Origin of the sequence: Streptomyces lucensis JCM 4490 (assembly GCF_014650035.1) — a bacterium.
In the GTDB taxonomy this organism is placed as follows: Bacteria; Actinomycetota; Actinomycetes; order Streptomycetales; family Streptomycetaceae; genus Streptomyces; species Streptomyces lucensis.
In genome coordinates this window covers 527502-544269 of sequence record NZ_BMUE01000002.1, presented here as the reverse complement: position 1 = coordinate 544269, position 16768 = coordinate 527502, and the positions used below count along the sequence as shown (strand labels likewise).

13 protein-coding genes are annotated in these 16768 nt (G+C 73.7%); 6 read left to right on the top strand and 7 right to left on the bottom strand.

Features of this window, described 5'->3' with window-relative positions:
• The first annotated feature begins 94 nt into the window (after window positions 1-94).
• From IE177_RS06580 to IE177_RS06570, 3 genes are all read left to right on the top strand, one after another.
• Window positions 95-1543, top strand: a complete 1449-nt coding sequence (locus tag IE177_RS06580) for an MGH1-like glycoside hydrolase domain-containing protein (RefSeq protein ID WP_190013784.1) — start codon at window positions 95-97, stop codon at window positions 1541-1543.
• Complete coding sequence (locus IE177_RS06575; RefSeq protein ID WP_190013783.1) at window positions 1540-3477, top strand: amylo-alpha-1,6-glucosidase; 1938 nt, start codon at window positions 1540-1542, stop codon at window positions 3475-3477. Before IE177_RS06580 ends, IE177_RS06575 begins: the two co-directional genes overlap by 4 nt.
• A 733-nt stretch (window positions 3478-4210) precedes the next feature.
• Complete coding sequence (locus tag IE177_RS06570) at window positions 4211-5779, top strand: alkaline phosphatase family protein (protein WP_190014122.1); 1569 nt, start codon at window positions 4211-4213, stop codon at window positions 5777-5779.
• Window positions 5780-5797: 18 nt separating this feature from the next.
• On the opposite strand, the gene dusB is transcribed toward IE177_RS06570, so the two are convergent.
• Window positions 5798-6931: a tRNA dihydrouridine synthase DusB gene (gene dusB, locus IE177_RS06565; protein ID WP_190013782.1), complete on the bottom strand. Its 1134-nt coding sequence runs from the start codon at window positions 6929-6931 to the stop codon at window positions 5798-5800.
• 50 nt (window positions 6932-6981) lie between these two features.
• Window positions 6982-7893 (bottom strand): helix-turn-helix transcriptional regulator, encoded by a 912-nt coding sequence (locus IE177_RS06560; RefSeq protein ID WP_190013781.1) that lies wholly within the window; start codon window positions 7891-7893, stop codon window positions 6982-6984.
• 102 nt (window positions 7894-7995) lie between these two features.
• Here IE177_RS06560 and IE177_RS06555 point away from each other — a divergent pair, with 102 nt between their 5' ends.
• The gene (locus IE177_RS06555; protein ID WP_190013780.1) at window positions 7996-9420 is read left to right on the top strand and encodes an MFS transporter; all 1425 of its coding nucleotides are present in this window, start codon (window positions 7996-7998) and stop codon (window positions 9418-9420) included.
• A 153-nt stretch (window positions 9421-9573) separates the two neighbouring features.
• Window positions 9574-11025, top strand: a complete 1452-nt coding sequence (locus IE177_RS06550) for an MFS transporter (protein ID WP_190013779.1) — start codon at window positions 9574-9576, stop codon at window positions 11023-11025.
• Between the two features lie 39 nt (window positions 11026-11064).
• Here IE177_RS06550 and IE177_RS06545 read toward each other — a convergent pair whose 3' ends face one another.
• Window positions 11065-11628: a GNAT family N-acetyltransferase gene (locus IE177_RS06545; protein ID WP_190013778.1), complete on the bottom strand. Its 564-nt coding sequence runs from the start codon at window positions 11626-11628 to the stop codon at window positions 11065-11067.
• Between the two features lie 41 nt (window positions 11629-11669).
• Window positions 11670-12560 (bottom strand): helix-turn-helix transcriptional regulator, encoded by an 891-nt coding sequence (locus IE177_RS06540; protein WP_190013777.1) that lies wholly within the window; start codon window positions 12558-12560, stop codon window positions 11670-11672.
• 283 nt (window positions 12561-12843) lie between these two features.
• Here IE177_RS06540 and IE177_RS06535 point away from each other — a divergent pair, with 283 nt between their 5' ends.
• Window positions 12844-14277, top strand: coding sequence for an MFS transporter (locus IE177_RS06535; RefSeq protein WP_190013776.1), 1434 nt, complete (start codon window positions 12844-12846; stop codon window positions 14275-14277).
• Window positions 14278-14855: 578 nt separating this feature from the next.
• On the opposite strand, the gene IE177_RS35700 is transcribed toward IE177_RS06535, so the two are convergent.
• Genes IE177_RS35700 through IE177_RS06520 form a run of 3 tightly spaced genes read right to left on the bottom strand, consistent with a single transcriptional unit; the run spans window position 14856 to window position 16653 of the window.
• Complete coding sequence (locus tag IE177_RS35700) at window positions 14856-15101, bottom strand: hypothetical protein (protein WP_373305035.1); 246 nt, start codon at window positions 15099-15101, stop codon at window positions 14856-14858.
• A complete protein-coding gene (locus tag IE177_RS06525; protein WP_190013775.1) occupies window positions 15029-15616 on the bottom strand; it encodes a TetR/AcrR family transcriptional regulator in 588 nt (195 codons plus the stop codon). The genes IE177_RS35700 and IE177_RS06525 overlap by 73 nt, the downstream gene beginning before the upstream one ends.
• 26 nt (window positions 15617-15642) lie before the next feature.
• The gene (locus IE177_RS06520) at window positions 15643-16653 is read right to left on the bottom strand and encodes an aldo/keto reductase (protein WP_190013774.1); all 1011 of its coding nucleotides are present in this window, start codon (window positions 16651-16653) and stop codon (window positions 15643-15645) included.
• Window positions 16654-16768: the final 115 nt, after the last annotated feature.

Genomic DNA, 16768 nt, shown 5'->3' with positions numbered 1-16768 from the left:
GCATTACATATTGAGTTTTGCGTGTTAAATAGACGTAACTCTACGGTAGCCGCAGCCGAACCCGGTCGGCCGGACGTCTTTCGGGGAGCCCCGAGTGGATCGCACCGCCCAGCTCACCATCCCTCCCGAGCAGTTCGGGACCGCATACGATCCACCGCCGTCCGGCACGTCCCCGCACGTCAGGGCCGCCCGGGTGCTCGACGCGAACTGGACGGGCGCCTCGACCGTCCCCTCCCTGAGCCTGTACCCCCACCAGTGGTCGTGGGACTCGGCGTTCATCGCGATCGGACTGCGGCACCTCTCGCCGCTGCGGGCCCAGACCGAGCTGGAGACGCTGCTGGCGGCCCAGTGGGCCGACGGGCGCGTCCCGCACATCGTGTTCAACCCCTCCGTCCCCCTCGACGCGTACTTCCCCAGCCCCGACTTCTGGCGCTCCGCCACCGCCGGCCGCGCCGCGGGAGCCCCGCGCACCGTACAGACGTCCGGCATCGTGCAGCCACCGGTGCACGCGCTGGCGGCCTGGCTGGTGCACCGCGCCGACCCGGGTCTGTCGCGGTCGCGCGGCTTCCTGGCCCGGATGTACCCGCGGCTGGCCGCCTGGCACCGGTACCTGCTGCACCGGCGGGACCTGGGCGGCGGCGGGCTGGTGTCCGTGGTCCACCCCTGGGAGCAGGGCATGGACAACAGTCCCTGCTGGGACGCCCCGCTCGCCCGGATCGCCCCGGCTCCGGCCGGCTCCTTCCGCCGCGCCGACCTCGACCACGGCGCGCCGGAGGACCGGCCGACGGACCTGGACTACGGGCGGTACGTACGGCTGGCCGCCGCCTACCGGGACGCGGGGTACGCCGACGGCACGGGCGGCGCCGGTGGATTCGCCGTGGAGGACCCCGCGTTCAACGCACTGCTCATCGCCTCCGAGCACGCGCTGGCGCGCATCGCCGAGGAGCTGGGCGCGGCCGGCACCGCACGGCACGCGCGCGCCGGCCGGCTGACGACGGCGCTGGTGCGGCGCCTGTGGGACCCGGAGGCGGGGATGTTCCTGTGCCGGGACCTTCGCGGCGCGGGGCTGATCCGCGAGCGCGCCGTCACGGGTCTGGTCCCGCTGCTGCTGCCGGACCTTCCCCGGGACGTGGCCGCCGCCCTGGTGCACACCCTGGAAGGCCCCCATTTCTCGCTCGGCGACCGCACCCGGCTCGCGCCCAGCTACGACCTCCTCGGCGAGGCCTTCGACCCGCACCGGTACTGGCGCGGCCCCGCCTGGTTCAACACGAACTGGCTGCTGGAGCGGGGGCTGCGCGCGCAGGGCGAGCGGGAGCGGGCCGACGCCCTGCGCGAGGCGTTCCTCGACCTGGCCGACGCCACCGGCTTCGCGGAGTACGCCGACCCGTACACGGGCGAGGCCTGCGGTGCGACCGGCTTCGGCTGGACCGCCGCGCTCGCACTGGACCTGCACCACGAATCGCACGACAGCCCCGGGCGGGGCCCGTCCCCGGCGGGGACCGGGGCGTCCGGCACAAGGGACAAGGGAGGGGACCGGACATGACGGACCGGCATCATCTGCTCGTGCACGGGGCGACGTTCGCCGCCGTGGGCGACCGCGGCGACATCAGCGGCGTCCGGGGCGGCAGTTTCCCGGACGGGATGTTCGTGAGGGACGCCCGGCACCTCAGCCGCTGGCAGCTCACCGTAGACGGCGCGGTGCCCGAGGTGCTCAGCCCGGTCGCGGACGGGGACGCGGCCCGCTGCGTACTGGTGCCCCGCGGCGGCCGTCAGGAGCCCCCGGCGCACACCCTCTTCCGCGAACAGGCCGTCGGAGACAGCTCGTTCGTCGAGTCCCTCCGGGTGACCAGCAACCGCCCGGTACCGACGGGGGTCCGCCTCGCGCTCACCGTGGACGCCGACTTCACCGACCAGTTCGAGCTGCGCTCCGACCATCGCACCTACGTCAAGACCGGCGCCCTGCGCTCCCGCCGGGTCCTCGACGACGGTATCGAGTTCGCCTACCACCGCGCCGAATGGCGTTCCTGTACGACCATCACGGCCGACCCGGCTCCGGACGCCGTCGAGGAGACGGGCACGGGCGCCCGCCGCCTGGTGTGGACCCTCGACCTCACGCCGCACGGCACGACCGAGCTGCTGCTGCGCGTGATCGCCCGCCCGCACGGCGAACGTCGCGCCCTGCGCGTACCCCGCGACCCGGCCTCCGTGCGCCGCCAACTACTCGAATTAGAGGGCGGGTTCGCCGAGGGCGTGGCCTTCCCGACCGGCTGGCCCGAACTCGCGGCGGCCTGCGCGCGGGGCCTCGCCGACCTCGCCGCGCTGCAGGTCACGGCGACCGGACCGGACCGCGAGGAGCTGCGGGTACCGGCCGCCGGCGCCCCCTGGTTCCTCACCCTCATCGGCCGGGACGCCCTGCTCACCTCCCTGTTCGCGCTGCCGTACCACCCGCGGCTGGCCGCCGCCACGCTGCCCGCGCTCGCCGCCACGCAGGCGACCGGCACGGAGGTGTCCCCGGTGGCCCAGCCCGGCAAGATCGTGCACGAGGTGCGGCACGGCGAGCTGGCGCACTTCGGGCAGGTGCCCTACCGGCGCTACTACGGCTCGGTCGACGCCACCCCCCTGTTCCTGGTCCTGCTCGGCGCCTACGTCGAGCGGACCTCGGACACCTCCCTGGCCCGCCGCCTGGAGCCGCACGCCCGCGCCGCCGTCGGCTGGATGCTCGACCACGGCGGCCTGACCTCGCGCGGCTACCTCGTCTACCGGGCCGACAAGGGCGGCCTCGCCAACCAGAACTGGAAGGACTCCCCCGGCGCCATCTGCTGCGCCGACGGCTCCCGGCCCACCGGGGCGGTGATGGCGGCCGGCGCCCAGGGCTACGCCTACGACGCGCTGCGCCGCACGGCGTGGGTGGCGCGCACGGTGTGGGCCGACGAGACGTACGCGGCCCTGCTGGAGCAGGCGGCGGCCGACCTGCGGGACCGCTTCCAGCGGGACTTCTGGATGCCGGAGCACTCCTTCCCGGCGCTCGCGCTGGACGGGAACGGCCGCCGGATCGACGCGCTGGCCTCCGACGCCGGGCACCTGCTGTGGTCCGGGCTGCTGGACAAGGAGTACGGCGAGGTGGTGGGCCGGCGGCTGCTCGAAGCGGACTTCTTCTCCGGCTGGGGCGTGCGCACCCTCGCGGCGGACCAGCCGGCGTACCACCCGCTCTCCTACCACCGCGGCTCGGTCTGGCCGCACGACAACGCGCTGATCACCCTGGGCCTGGCCCGCTACGGCCTGCACGACGAGGCCCGGACGGTGGCTCACGCGCTGGTCGACGCGGCGACGGCGACGGGGCACCGGCTGCCGGAGGTCCTCGCGGGCTACGGCCGCGACACCCGCTGCGAGCCGGTCCCCTATCCGCACGCCTGCGTGCGCGAGTCCCGCTCGGCGGCGGCGCCGCTGGCGTTGCTGACCGCGGTCGGCGGCGCGTAGCACTCCGTGGGCTCGGCCGGGGGTGCGGTTCGGGGGCTGTGGGGTCATGGTGCGGGTTCGTCGTGGCTGGTCGCGCAGTTCCCCGCGCCCCTGGGGTGGGTTCCGCCGTCGTTCCGGTGCGGGTGCGCCGTCGTGACCTTTGCCCGGTGTTTGCCCGGTGTCGTGAACAGGGGTGGAGGGGGCGTCGTACGAGACGGCGTTACGGGTCTCGCACGGAAGGACCTTCGGGTTGTCTCAGTACACGAGCACGCGTCAGCCATCGGGCACGGCCGGGGAGCCCGAGGCGGCCGAGGCGGAGGCGGCGGCGCGGGCGCGGACGCCGGCCTCCGATGCCGAGTCGTCTCCCGAGACCAAGTCCGCTCCCGAGCCGAAGTCCGCTTCGAAGTCCGTTTCGAAATCTGCTCCTGAGTCCGCTCCGGAGTCCGCGCAGGCCCCGGAGGCGGATTCGTCCTCCGCGCCCGGGCCGGCCCCCGAAGCCGAGTCCTCTCCCGAGACCAAGTCCGCTCCCGAGCCGAAGTCCGCTCCAGAGTCCGCGCCGGCCCCCTCCTCGGAGGCGGCCGGCGGTCCTCAGCCGGCGTCCGTCCCGGACGTCGCCGGGCGGTCCCTGGGCCGGCCCTGGAACGTCCTGGCGGCGCGGGTCCGGCGGTGGCGTGCCGAGCACCCGGCGGCGACGCGGGTCCTGTCCGTCACGGTCACCGTGCTCGCCGCCGCCCTCGTCGTCTGCGCGCTCGTGATGCCGAACAGCGTCGTGGGGCTCGGGCCGGCCAAGTTCCTGCGCGTGCCGGGGGAAGCCGTCATCGGGGCGGCCGTGCTGCCGGCGCTGCCGCGGCGGCCCCGGGTGGCGCTGGCGGTCGTGTCCGGCGTCGCGCTGGCCGGGATGACCGTGCTGAACCTGCTGGACATGGGGTTCAACCAGTACCTGGGCCGCCCCTTCAACCCGGTCCTGGACTGGAGCCTGCTCGGCGACGCGCAGTCCTACCTGGAGGACTCGCTCGGCCGTACGGCCACCCTCGCCGCGACCGCCGGCGTCGTCGTCCTGGTGCTGCTGCTGACCGTGCTGCTGGCGCTGTCCCTGGTCAGGCTGAGCAATCTGCTGGCCCGGCACACCGGTGCCGCGACCCGGGGCACGCTGATCGCCGGCGTCGTGTGGATCACCTGTTCCTCGCTCGGCCTGCAGATGGCCGGCGTGCCGATCGCGTCCGACCGCACGGCCGCCGCGCTGCGGGTGCAGGCCCGGCGCGTCTCGGACACGCTCAAGGATGAGGCGGAGTTCCGGAAGGTGGCCCGGGTCGACGCCTTCGGCAACACCCCGGGCAGTCAGCTGGTCCCGGACCTGCGCGGCAAGGACATGATCTTCACGTTCATCGAGAGCTACGGCCGCAGCGCGATCGAGGACCCGATCATGGCGCCCGGTGTCGACAAGACCCTCGACGCCCGTACCAAGGTGCTGGCCAAGGCCGGGTTCCACGCCAAGAGCGGCTGGCTGACCTCGGCGACCTACGGCGGCAGCAGCTGGCTCGGCCACTCCACCACCATGTCGGGCCTGTGGATCAGCAACCAGCAGCGCTACCGCACCGTGATGGCCAGTGACCACATGAGCCTCACCGACGCCTTCAAGCGGACGGGCGCGTTCGACACGGTCGGCGTGATGCCGGGCGTGCAGAAGGGCTGGCCGGAGCAGAAGTGGTACGGCCTCGACAAGGTCTACAACGCCTTCCAGCTCGGCTACAAGGGGCCGAAGTTCAGCTGGTCGACCATGCCCGACCAGTACGCGCTCCAGCAGTACCAGGAGCGGGTGCACAGCAAGAAGCCGGCCGACGGCAGGTCGCGGATGTCGCTGCTGATCCTCACCTCCAGCCACCAGCCCTGGGCGCCGATTCCGAAGATGGTCGGCTGGGACCAGCTGGGTGACGGCTCGATCTTCAAGGGCATCCAGGCGGCGGGCAACGATCCGGCCGACGTCATCGCCGACACCACCAAGTCCCGCCAGGAGTACGGCAAGACGATCCAGTACTCGGTGACCGCCCTCACCGAGTGGCTGAAGCGCTACGGCACCGACGACACCGTCCTGGTGTTCCTCGGCGACCACCAGCCGATCGCCCGGGTCAGCGGCAACCACGCCAGCCGTGACGTGCCGGTCGCGATCGTCGCCAAGGACCCCAAGGTCCTCGACAAGGTCGCCGACTGGGGCTGGACGGACGGCCTGCGCCCCGCCCACGACGCCCCCGTCTGGAAGATGAGCGCGTTCCGCGACCGCTTCCTGACGGCGTACGGCTCCACGCCCCACCCGAAGAAGGGCTGATCCGCGGCTCCCGGGCGGTCAGCCGCCCGAGGTGTCCAGTTCCGCGTCCTCGCTCACGCCCGCGCAGTCGTACGGGTCCTTCAGCCAGCCGTCCGGCAGCACCACCCGGTTGTTGCCGGACGTACGGCCGCGGGGCCCGTCCGCGCCGGCCGGCCACGGCTGGCCGAGGTCCAGCTCGTCGAGCCCGGCCCGCAGTTCCTCCAGCGAGGACGTGATCGCGAGCCGCTTGCGCATCTCGGAGCCGACCGCGAAGCCCTTGAGGTACCAGGCGACGTGCTTGCGGAAGTCGACGACGCCCTTGGACTCGTCGCCGGCCCACTCCCCGAGCAGCCGGGCGTGGCGCACCATGACGTCGGCGACCTCGCGCAGCGTGGGCCGCGCGAGGTCCGCCGTGCGGCCCTCGAACGCCGCGACGAGGTCGGCGAACAGCCACGGCCGGCCCAGGCAGCCGCGGCCCACGACCACACCGTCGCAGCCGGTCTCCCGCACCATCCGCAGCGCGTCCTGCGCCGACCAGATGTCGCCGTTGCCGAGGACGGGAATCTCCGGGACGTGCTCCTTCAGCCGGGCGATGGCGTCCCAGTCGGCGGTGCCGCCGTAGTGCTGGGCGGCCGTGCGCCCGTGCAGGGCGATGGCCGTGACCCCCTCCTCGACGGCGATGCGCCCGGCGTCGAGGTAGGTGATGTGGTCGTCGTCGATGCCCTTGCGCATCTTCATCGTCACCGGCAGGTCGCCTGCGCCGGAGACGGCCTCCCGCAGGATCGCCCGCAGCAGGTTCCGCTTGAAGGGCAGGGCGGAGCCGCCGCCCTTCCTGGTGACCTTCGGAACCGGGCAGCCGAAGTTCAGGTCGATGTGGTCGGCCAGGTCCTCCTCCGCGATCATGCGGACGGCCTTGCCGACGGTCGCCGGGTCGACGCCGTACAGCTGGATCGAACGCGGCTGCTCGCTAGCGTCGAACCGGATCAGCTGCATCGTCTTCTCGTTGCGCTCCACCAGCGCCCGGGTCGTGATCATCTCGCTGACGAACAGTCCCTTGCCGCCGCTGAACTCCCGGCACAGGGTCCGGAAGGGCGCGTTCGTGATCCCCGCCATGGGTGCGAGCACGACGGGCGGTACGACGGCGTGCGGACCGATGGAGAGCGGGTGGGTCATCAGGGGGCTCCGGGGACGGACGTACGGCATACGGCAGACCCCATTGTCCCTCACACCCGGGACGGCTCGGCCAGCCGCTCCAGCCGCTCCTCGCTCTCCTCGTCGGCGGGGACGTAGGCGACCACCCGCTGGGCCGGCGCGTGAGGGGCCAGCCACATGTTGCGGTGCTCCAGGCGCACCAGGCCGACACGCGGGTGCCGGTAGCGCTTGACGTGCGGGGACATCGGCGCGACCTCGTGCCTGTCCCACAGCTCCCGGAACTCGCGGGAGGCCCGCAGCAGCCGCTGCCAGGCGGGCTCGGCGACGTGTTCGGCCATGGCCGCCCGGTACTTGGCGATCAGGTCCCGCAGCATCTCGTCACGGTCCAGGAAGTCCCGCTTCCACCGCTCGCTCGCGGTCAGCAGCCACAGGCAGTTCCGGTCGGCCGGGGGCAGCTCGGCCGGGTCGCCGAAGAGCTGGGCGAAGGGGCGGTTGACGGCGAGGAGGTCGTAGCGGGCGTTCTGCAGGGAGGCCGGGTAGGGCGCCAGCCGCTCGACGATCTTGATCGCGGACTTGGCGGCGACGGTGCACTCCGCCTCCGAGCGTGGGTCGGCCGTGCCCGCGAGGGCGAAGAGGTGGGCGCGCTCGGCCCGGTCCATCAGCAGGGCGCGGGCCATGGCGTCCAGCACCTGGGCGGACACGTGGGTGGCGCGCGCCTGCTCGATCCAGGTGTACCAGGTGACGCCGACCGCGGAGAGCTGGGCGACCTCCTCCCGGCGCAGGCCGGGCGTACGGCGGCGCGGGCCGCGCGGCAGCCCGACCTGCTCGGGCGTGATCCGCTCACGCCGGCTGCGCAGGAAGGCGGCCAGCTCCCGCCGCCGGATGCGCAGCTCCCGCGACCGCGACTCCCCCGGTGCCTCCCGCTGCCCCTCCCGCCCCTGCCGTGTCTGCTCCGTCTGCCGGTCCGGTGCTGCGGTGGTCATGGCATCCAGAGTGCCAATGCGCCGCGTGCGGCTTCCAGTTGGTGCCAGTACCCGGATGACCGCCGCCTGGTACCAGGCGGGGAGCTGCCGCAGGGTCGAGGCGTGACGACCACGACGACGCCCTCCCCGCCCGGCGCCCCGCCCCGGCCCCTGACCCGCCTCGGCCTGTGCACGCTGCTGCTCGGGGCCGCACTGCCCATGATCGATTTCTTCGTCGTCAACGTCGCCCTGCCGGCGGTCGAGAGCGATCTGGCGGCCTCCCCGGCGACCGTGGAGATGGTGGTGGCCGGGTATGCGGTCGCGTACGCCGTGCTCCTCGTCCTCGGCGGCCGGCTGGGCGACGCCTACGGGCGGCGCAGGCTGTTCCTGTGGGGCGTGGCCGGCTTCGGGCTCACGTCGCTGGCCTGCGGTCTCGCGCCCGGGGCCTGGTGGCTGGTGGGCGCGCGAGCCGCGCAGGGCGCCGCGTCGGCGCTGCTGCTGCCGCAGGTGCTGGCCACGCTGCACGCCTCGACGAGCGGCGAGCGCAGGGCCCGCGCGGTCGCCCTCTACGGCTCGGTGGGCGGTGTCTCGGTGGTGCTCGGGCAGGTGCTGGGCGGCATCCTGGTCGCCGCGGACCTCGCGGGCACCGGCTGGCGTGCGGTGTTCCTGGTGAACGTGCCGGTGGCGGCGGCCGCCCTCGGCTGCGCCCTGCGGTCGGTGCCGGACAGCCGTGCCGAGCGTCCCGCGCGCGGGGACCTGGCCGGTACGGCCCTGCTGGCGGCGGCGCTGACCGCGGTGCTGCTCCCGCTGACCGAGGGCCGGGCGGCGCGGTGGCCGGTGTGGTCGGTGCTGCTGCTGTGCGCGTCGCCGCTGCTCGCCGCCGCCTTCTGGCGGGTGGAGCGGCGCGGCGAGGCGTCCGGCGGGGCCCCGCTCCTGCCGCCCTCGCTGCTGGGCGCGCCGGGGGTACGCCGGGGGCTGCTGCTGGGGGTACCGGTGTTCACCGGCTTCGCGGGCTGGATGTTCGTCGGTGCCGTCGCGCTTCAGGAGGGGCTTGGTTACGGGTCGCTGCGGGCGGGGCTGACGCTGGTGCCGATGGGGGTGGCGCAGTTCGGGGCCTCGGTGCTGGCGCCGCGGGCGGTACGGCGGCTCGGCGGCCGGGCGGTGGCGCTGGCGGCGGCGGTGCACGTGGCGGGTCTGGCGACGGTGACGGCGGCCTTCCTGCTGGGATCCTGGCCCGGGCTGAGCCCGCTCGCCCTCGCTCCGGGCCTGGTGCTGTGCGGTGCGGCGCAGGGCCTGGAGCTGCCGCTGTACTACCGGGTCGTGCTGGCGGCGGTCCCGGCCCGGCTCGCGGGCACCGGCAGTGGTCTGGCGGCGACGCTCCAGCAGTCGTGCCTGGCCGTCGGGGTGGCCGCACTGGGGTCCCTGTTCCTCTCCCTCACCCCGGCCCTGGGCATGCGCGACGCGCTGGCCGTGACCCTGGCGGTCCAGTCGGCGGGGCTGCTGTGGCTGGGCGCGCTGGGCCTGCGGTTGCCGCGGGCACTGGGGTGAGGGGGCGGGGTGCCGAGCGCCGCCCGCCCACTGCCCCGCCCGCCGCCTGCGACGACGGCGGCGCGGGTCCCCGGCCCCCCAATCATGTATATGCCACTAATTAGGCTAGTCATTAGTTAGACGCACTATCGAACAAGGCGTACGATGAGACGCATGCCCGAGCTCAGCCACCGCCGACGCCTGCTCGTGCTCGCCATCTGCTGCATGAGCCTGCTGATCGTGAGCCTCGACAACACCGTGCTGAACGTGGCGCTGCCGTCCATGCAGCGTGATCTGCACGTCGGCACGTCCGGCCTGCAGTGGACGATCGACGCCTACACGCTCGTCCTGGCCTCGCTGCTGATGCTCGCGGGCTCGACGGCCGACCGCATAGGGCGCAGGAAGGTCTTCATGACCGGCCTGGTGGTGTTCTCCTTCGGCTCCCTGCTGTGCTCCCTGGCCCCGAGCCTGGAGCTGCTGGTCGTCGCGCGCATAGTCCAGGCGGTGGGCGGCTCGATGCTCAACCCGGTCGCCATGTCGATCATCACCAACACCTTCACCGACGCCCGTGAGCGCGCCCGCGCCATCGGCGTGTGGGGCGCGGTGGTCGGCATCAGCATGGCGGCCGGCCCGCTGGTCGGCGGCCTGCTGGTGCAGTCGGTGAACTGGCGCTCGATCTTCTGGGTCAACCTCCCGGTCGGCCTCGCGGCGCTGCTGCTCACCCTCCGCTTCGTCCCCGAGTCCCGCGCGCCCAAGGCCCGCCGGCCCGACCCGGTCGGCCAGCTGCTGGTGATCGCCCTTTTCGGCTCGCTGACGTACGCGATCATCGAGGCCCCGGACGCGGGCCTCGGCACGGCGGTGCCCTTCGCGGCGGTCGCCCTGGTGGCCCTGACCGCCCTGCTGTGGTACGAGCCCCGGCGCGCCGAACCCCTGGTCGACCTGCGCTTCTTCCGCTCCGCGCCGTTCAGCGGGGCGACCGGGATAGCGGTCAGCGCCTTCGCCGCGCTGGGCGGCTTCCTCTTCCTGTCCACCCTCTACCTGCAGAACGTGCGCGGCCTGAACGCCCTGCACGCGGGCCTGTGGATGCTGCCGATGGCCGTCCCGTGCTTCCTGTGCGCCCCGCTGTCCGGCCGCCTGATCGGCAGCCGGGGTCCGCGCCTGCCGCTCCTGGTGGCGGGTACGGCGATGACGGCGAGCGGCATCCTGTTCGCGGCCTTCGAGGCGGAGACGTCGAACGCCACCCTCGTGACCGGCTACGTCCTCTTCGGCATCGGCTTCGGCTTCGTCAACGCGCCGATCACCAACACGGCGGTGTCGGGCATGCCGCGCGCCCAGGCCGGTGTCGCGGCCGCGATCGCCTCCACGAGCCGGCAACTGGGCCAGACCCTCGGTGTGGCGGTCCTCGGCGCCGTACTGGCGTCGGGAGTCGGCTCGTCGAGCATGAGCCGGGCCTTCGTCTCGGCGGCGCGCCCCGGCTGGTGGATCCTCGCGGCCTGCGGCTTCGCCGTCCTCACCCTCGGCCTGCTCACCACGGGCCGCTGGGCCCGCCACACGGCGGAGCGGACGGCCGAGCGCCTGCGGTCGGCGGAGGTACGCGAGGTGGTGGGGGCTTCGGGGCGCGCGTAGCACCACGAGCCGCCCCCTGCCCCGGCACTCACCCGGTGGCTACCGCCGCTCCCACTGTTCCTTGGTGATCTCGTACCGCACGCCCCCGTGTTCGGCGCCCTCGACCATCTTCATGTCGGGGGGAGTCGGGAGGGTGTCCGTGAGGGTCATCCGGAGCTTCTCCATGACGTTGCGCGAGCCTTGGTTCATGGTCATCGTCTCGGCCCAGACCATGCGCAGACCGAGCCCGTCGAACGCCTTGCCGAGCAAGGCCCGCGAGGCTTCGGTGGCGTACCCCTTGCCCCAGGCCGCCTGCCGCAGCCGGTAGCCGAGTTCGGCCTCGTCCAGGGGGCCCTGAGGCTCGGGGCGCAGGCAGAACCAGCCGATGAACGCGCCGCCGTCCCTCTCGTGCGCGGCGAACAGTCCGAGGTCGCCGCCCCACTTCTCGTAGCCGGCGATTATGTTGGGCAGATGGCGCTCGCGGACGATCTCCGGGGCGGTCGGCTCGCCCCCGGACAGGTAGCGCATCACCGCGGCGTCGCTGTCCAGCTCGATCAGCAGGTCCGCGTCGTCGGAGGTGAAGCGGCGCAGGGTCAGGCGCTCGGTCTGCAGGTAGGTTTCCACAGAGTGGATCATGCATGGAGCGGGCCGGGCGGTTCAACGGCTTAATCGACGCCGTCCGCCTCCCCCACCGCTATCCGGTGCAGCCTCTCCAGCCGTTCCCGGGTCTCCTCGTTCCTCGGTGTGTACGTCACCATGCGCGGGCCCAGCTGGGGGCCGAGCCACAGGTCGGTGTGTTCCAGGGTGAGGAGACCGACGTGGGGGTTGAGGAACTCCTTGACCTTGGAGCGGGTGCCGACCACCTCGTAGCGGCGCCAGTGCTCGCGGAACTCCGGGAACTGCTCCAGCCGCTTGAGCAGTATCTTCCAGGCCGGCTCGCCCAGGTGGCCGGCCAGGGAGGCGCGCAGCCGGGCCGCCATCAGGCGCTGGGTCTGTTCCAGGTGCACGATCGCCGCCTGCCACTCCTTGTCGGTGTAGACGAGGAGCATGCAGTTGCGGTCCTCGGGCGGCATCGCGTCCAGGTCGCTCAGCAGGCGGCCGTAGGTGCGGTTGTAGGCGAGGATGTCGTACCGGCTGTTCTGGACGCAGGCCGGGAGCGGCTCCAGCCGGCGCAGCGTCTCGCGCAGCGCCGGGGTCACGCTCGGGCAGGTCGCGGCGGGGGTCGGGTCCGTGGCGCCGGCGAGCTGGAAGAGGTGGGCGCGCTCGCTGGCGTCGAGCCGGAGCGTGCGGGCGAGGGCGTCGAGGACCTGGACGGAGACCTGGATGTCCCGGGCCTGTTCGAGCCACGTGTACCAGGTGACGCCGACCGCGGAGAGCTGGGCGACCTCCTCCCGGCGCAGGCCCGGGGTGCGGCGCCGGGCGCCGCGCGGCAGGCCCACCTGTTCGGGTGTGATGCGCTCGCGGCGGCTGCGCAGGAACGCGGCCAGTTCGTTCCGGCGGATCTCCGAGCCCCGGCCGGCCGGTCGCGGGGCGCTCTCCTGGACCGTGGTCGTCATGGGTCCAGGGTCCCGCGAACACCAGCCTGGTTCCAGGTGCTCCCAGTAACAGGATGAGGGGTCACGACCACCAGTCCGACGGCGGGCTTCCAGCGGCCCGACGCACACCATGACGTTCGCCCGGCGGGACGGCGGGGACTGGCTGCTGGCCGCCGACCGGGTGGAGACCGGCCCGGGCGGCGAGCCTGCCGCCACTGAGGTGTCCGAACCTGTTGCCGGGTAGTTCTTCTACCAGGACAAGGACACTCTGGTACCCCTCTCGGCCCGGCCGCAGGCTCAGGGCATGAGTGAAACCGTCACCACCCCCTTGGCCGTCCGTCCGCCGACGGCGGCACCGCCCGTGCTCGGCGGGCTCGGCCTCTTCACCGTTCTGCTGGCCGCGGCGCTGCCGCTGGTCGACTTCTTCATCGTCAACGTCGCCCTGCCGGCCATCGGCACCGACCTCGCGGCGGGCGAGGCCGTGCTGGAGCTGGTGGTGGCCGGGTACGGCGTCGCGTACGCCGTGCTGCTCGTGCTCGGCGGTCGGCTCGGGGACCTGTTCGGGCGCCGGCGGCTGTTCCTCGGCGGGATGGCCGCCTTCGGGCTCACCTCGCTGGCCTGCGGGCTGGCGCCGGGCGCCTGGGGCCTCGTCGCGGCGCGGATCGCGCAGGGCGCCTCGGCCGCCGCGATGCTGCCGCAGGTGCTGGCCACCATCCAGGCCGCCACGGCGGGGCCGCGCCGGGCGCGGGCCATGAGCCTGTACGGCGCCACGGCCGGGCTGTCCATGGTGGCCGGACAGATCCTCGGCGGGGTTCTCGTGGCCGCCGACGTCGCCGGGACCGGGTGGCGGGCGGTCTTCCTCGTCAACGTGCCCGTGGTGCTGGCCGGGCTGGTCCTCGCCGTCCGGTGCGTGCCCGAGACCCGGGCGCCGCGTCCGGAGGCCGTCGACGGGCCCGGCACCGTGCTGCTGGCGCTGTCCCTGCTGACGCTGCTCGTCCCGCTCACCGAGGGCCGGGCGGCGGGCTGGCCGCTGTGGACGTGGCTGTCGCTGGCGGCCTTCCCGTTCGTCGCCGGCGCCTTCTGGGCGGTGGAGCGGCGGGCGGACCGTGCGGGGCGCACCCCGCTGGTGCCGCCGAGTCTGCTGGCGACGCCCTCGCTGCGGCGCGGGCTGCTGCTGATCGTGCCGTTCTCCGTCGGCTTCAGCGGATTCATGTTCGTGATCGCGCTGGCGCTGCAGCAGGGCGCGGGGCTCGGACCGGTGCCGGCCGGGCTCGCGCTGGCGCCGATGGCGGTGGTGTTCCTCTTCACCTCGCTGGCCGGGCCGCGGCTGATCGCCCGCCACGGCAGCCGGGTGGTCACCGCCGGATCCGTGGTGCAAGCCGTCGGCGTGCTGCTGATCGTGCTGGCCGTCCGGCAGGACTGGCCGCACCTGGGCGTCGGCTCGCTGCTGCCGGGCGCTGCCGTGGCCGGGGCCGGGCAGGCGCTGCAGCTGCCCAATCTGATGCGCATCGTGATGTCCGAGGTGCCGCCCGCCCGGGCGGGTGTCGGCAGCGGTGTGATGGTCACCACCCAGCAGTCCGCGCTCGCCCTGGGCGTGGCCACGCTCGGCACGCTCTTCCTCACCCTGGTGCCGCACGTGGGCATGCGGGACGCGCTGGTCACCGCGCTGCTGGCGCAGCTGGCCGGGGTCGCGCTGACGGGTCTGCTCAGCCTGCGGCTGCCCCGTGACATCCGCTGACGGCGGCCGGTCCGGCCCGCGGTGCCGCCCGGCCGCCGCCGGTCCTGCTGCACACTCCTGAGTGCCGGCACGGGCCGGTGGGGGAGTCAGGGTGAGCGAGGGGGCGTGGGGAGTGGCGGAGTCACGGGGAGAGGCCATGGCGCGGGGCGACGGCGCGAGCGAGGTCGGCCGCTGGGACCGGCACGGCCGCAAGCACGTGGTGCGGGTGCGGCGCTCGGGCGTGCGGCGCACGATGTCGTGCGACACCTGTGGCTGGCGCCAAGGCGCGCGGCTTCGGCCCCTGCCGAAGGCTGAGCGGCACCTGGCCGAGGCTCACCAGGCGACGGTGGATCCGGCTGGGGCACGGCAGGGGCCGTCCACGGGCAGGTGAGTTCCGGCGGCCGGTGGGAGGCACGGGCGGCCGGATCGGCACGGCGCCGCCGCCGAGCCGTGGAAGGTGCCCGCCCGCTACGGCCGGGCCGGCGGCAGCGGCACCACCGCCCGCCTCGCGCCCGCCACCGGCACGGGCGCCGTCCCCTCATGCGGAGGACGCCCCACCGGCCCGGCGCCGACGCCGCCGGTGCGGGGGCTCCGGCGGGTCAGGGCCTGAGGCCGCGGACCAGCAGGTCCACGACGGCCGTGAACTCCTCCTGGATGCCGGGGGCGGTCCACTCCCGGGCGTAGCACGGGACGTGGAAGCGGCCGGTCGCGTGGAAGACGGGAAGACGGCGCGGGCGGCCGCGCGCGCCGCCGGTGCGGGAGTCGCGGCGGGTCAGGGCCTGAGGCCGCGGACCAGCAGGTCCACGACGGCCGTGAACTCCTCCTGGATGCCGGGGGCGGTCCACTCCCGGGCGTAGCAGGGGTCGTGGAAGCGGCCGGTCGCGTGGAAGACGGCGCGGGCGGCCGCGGCCGGGTCGGGCACCGAGAAGGCGCCCGACCCGGTGCCCGCCGCGATGATCCGGGTCAGCTGTGCGGCGAGGTCGGCTATGTGCTCGCCGACGGCCGTGCCGTTCTCCTCGGCCAGCACGCTGTAGGTGGCGAACAGCTCGGGGTCGTCACCCGCCTTGTGCCGCTTGGCCTCGAACAGGGCGGAAAGCCACTCCCGCAGCCGGGCCTCCGGGTCCCGGTCCCCGGCGGCGATCCCGGCGAGCGTCAGCGACGTACGGTCCAGCCAGCGCTTCGTCACCGCCTCGCGCAGCGCCGCCTTGGTCCGGAAGTGCCGGTAGACGCTGCCGTGGCTGACCCCGAGCGCGCGCGCCACGTCGACCACGGTTGCCTTGGCCGGTCCGTGGCGGCGCAGCACCTCCTCGGTCGCTTCGAGGATGCGCTCCGCGGTGAGGATCTCGCTGGTCGGTGCCATGCCCTAGACCGTACCGGCCGGCGGTCTCAGCGTTCGCTGTCGAGGTGTGCCATCTGCACGGCCGGGTAGCGGTCGCCGGCCGCCGCGTCCGCCGGGACGGCCTCCTCGATCGCCGTCAGGTCGGCCGCGTCCAGGGTCACGTCGAGCGCGCCCAGCGACTCGCCCAGCCGCTCGCGGGTGCGGGCGCCGATCAGCGGCACGATGTCCTCGCCGCGGGAGAGCACCCAGGCGATGGCGGTCTGCGCGACCGTGGCGCCCTTCCGCTCGGCGATCCCGCGCAGGGCGTCGACGAGGTCGAGGTTGTGCCGGAGGTTGTCGCCCTGGAAGCGGGGCGAGTGGGCGCGGAAGTCGTTCGCGGGGAGCCGCCGGTCGCGGGAGAAGTGGCCGGAGATCAGTCCGCGGGACAGGACGCCGTAGGCGGTTACGGCGATGCCCAGTTCGCGGGTGGTGGGCAGGATCTCCCGTTCGATGCCGCGCGAGATGAGCGAGTACTCGATCTGCAGGTCGGCGATCGGGGCCGTGGCGGCGGCGCGCCGGATGGTCTCGGCGCCGACCTCGCTGAGGCCGACGTGGCGGACGTACCCCTTCTCGACGAGTTCGGCGATCGCGCCGACGGTCTCCTCGATCGGCACGTCCGGGTCGAGGCGGGCGATCCGGTAGACGTCGATGTGGTCGACGCCGAGGCGCTGCAGGGAGTAGGCGGCGAAGTTCTTCACGGCGGCGGGGCGGCCGTCGTAGCCGGTCCAGTTGCCGTCGGGGTCGCGCAGGGCGCCGAACTTCACGCTGACCAGTGCCTGCTCGCGGCGGGCGGCGGGCGCGGTGCGCAGGGCCTCGCCGACGAGCATCTCGTTGTGGCCCATGGCGTAGAAGTCGCCGGTGTCCAGGAGGGTCACGCCGGCTTCCAGGGCGGCGTGGACGGTCGCGACGGCTTCCGCGCGGTCGGCGCCGCCGTACAGGGCGGACATGCCCATGCAGCCGAGGCCGAGGGCGGACACCCGGGGGCCGGTGGTTCCGAGGGTTCGGGTTCGCATCGTCATGGCTCCACCCTGCCATGACAGCTGACAGATTTCAATATCTGTCATTCCATAGTCCATGACGCCTGGATTGGTTCAGACCTATTGACGACAGGTCTGGACCAAGTCAGTGTCATGT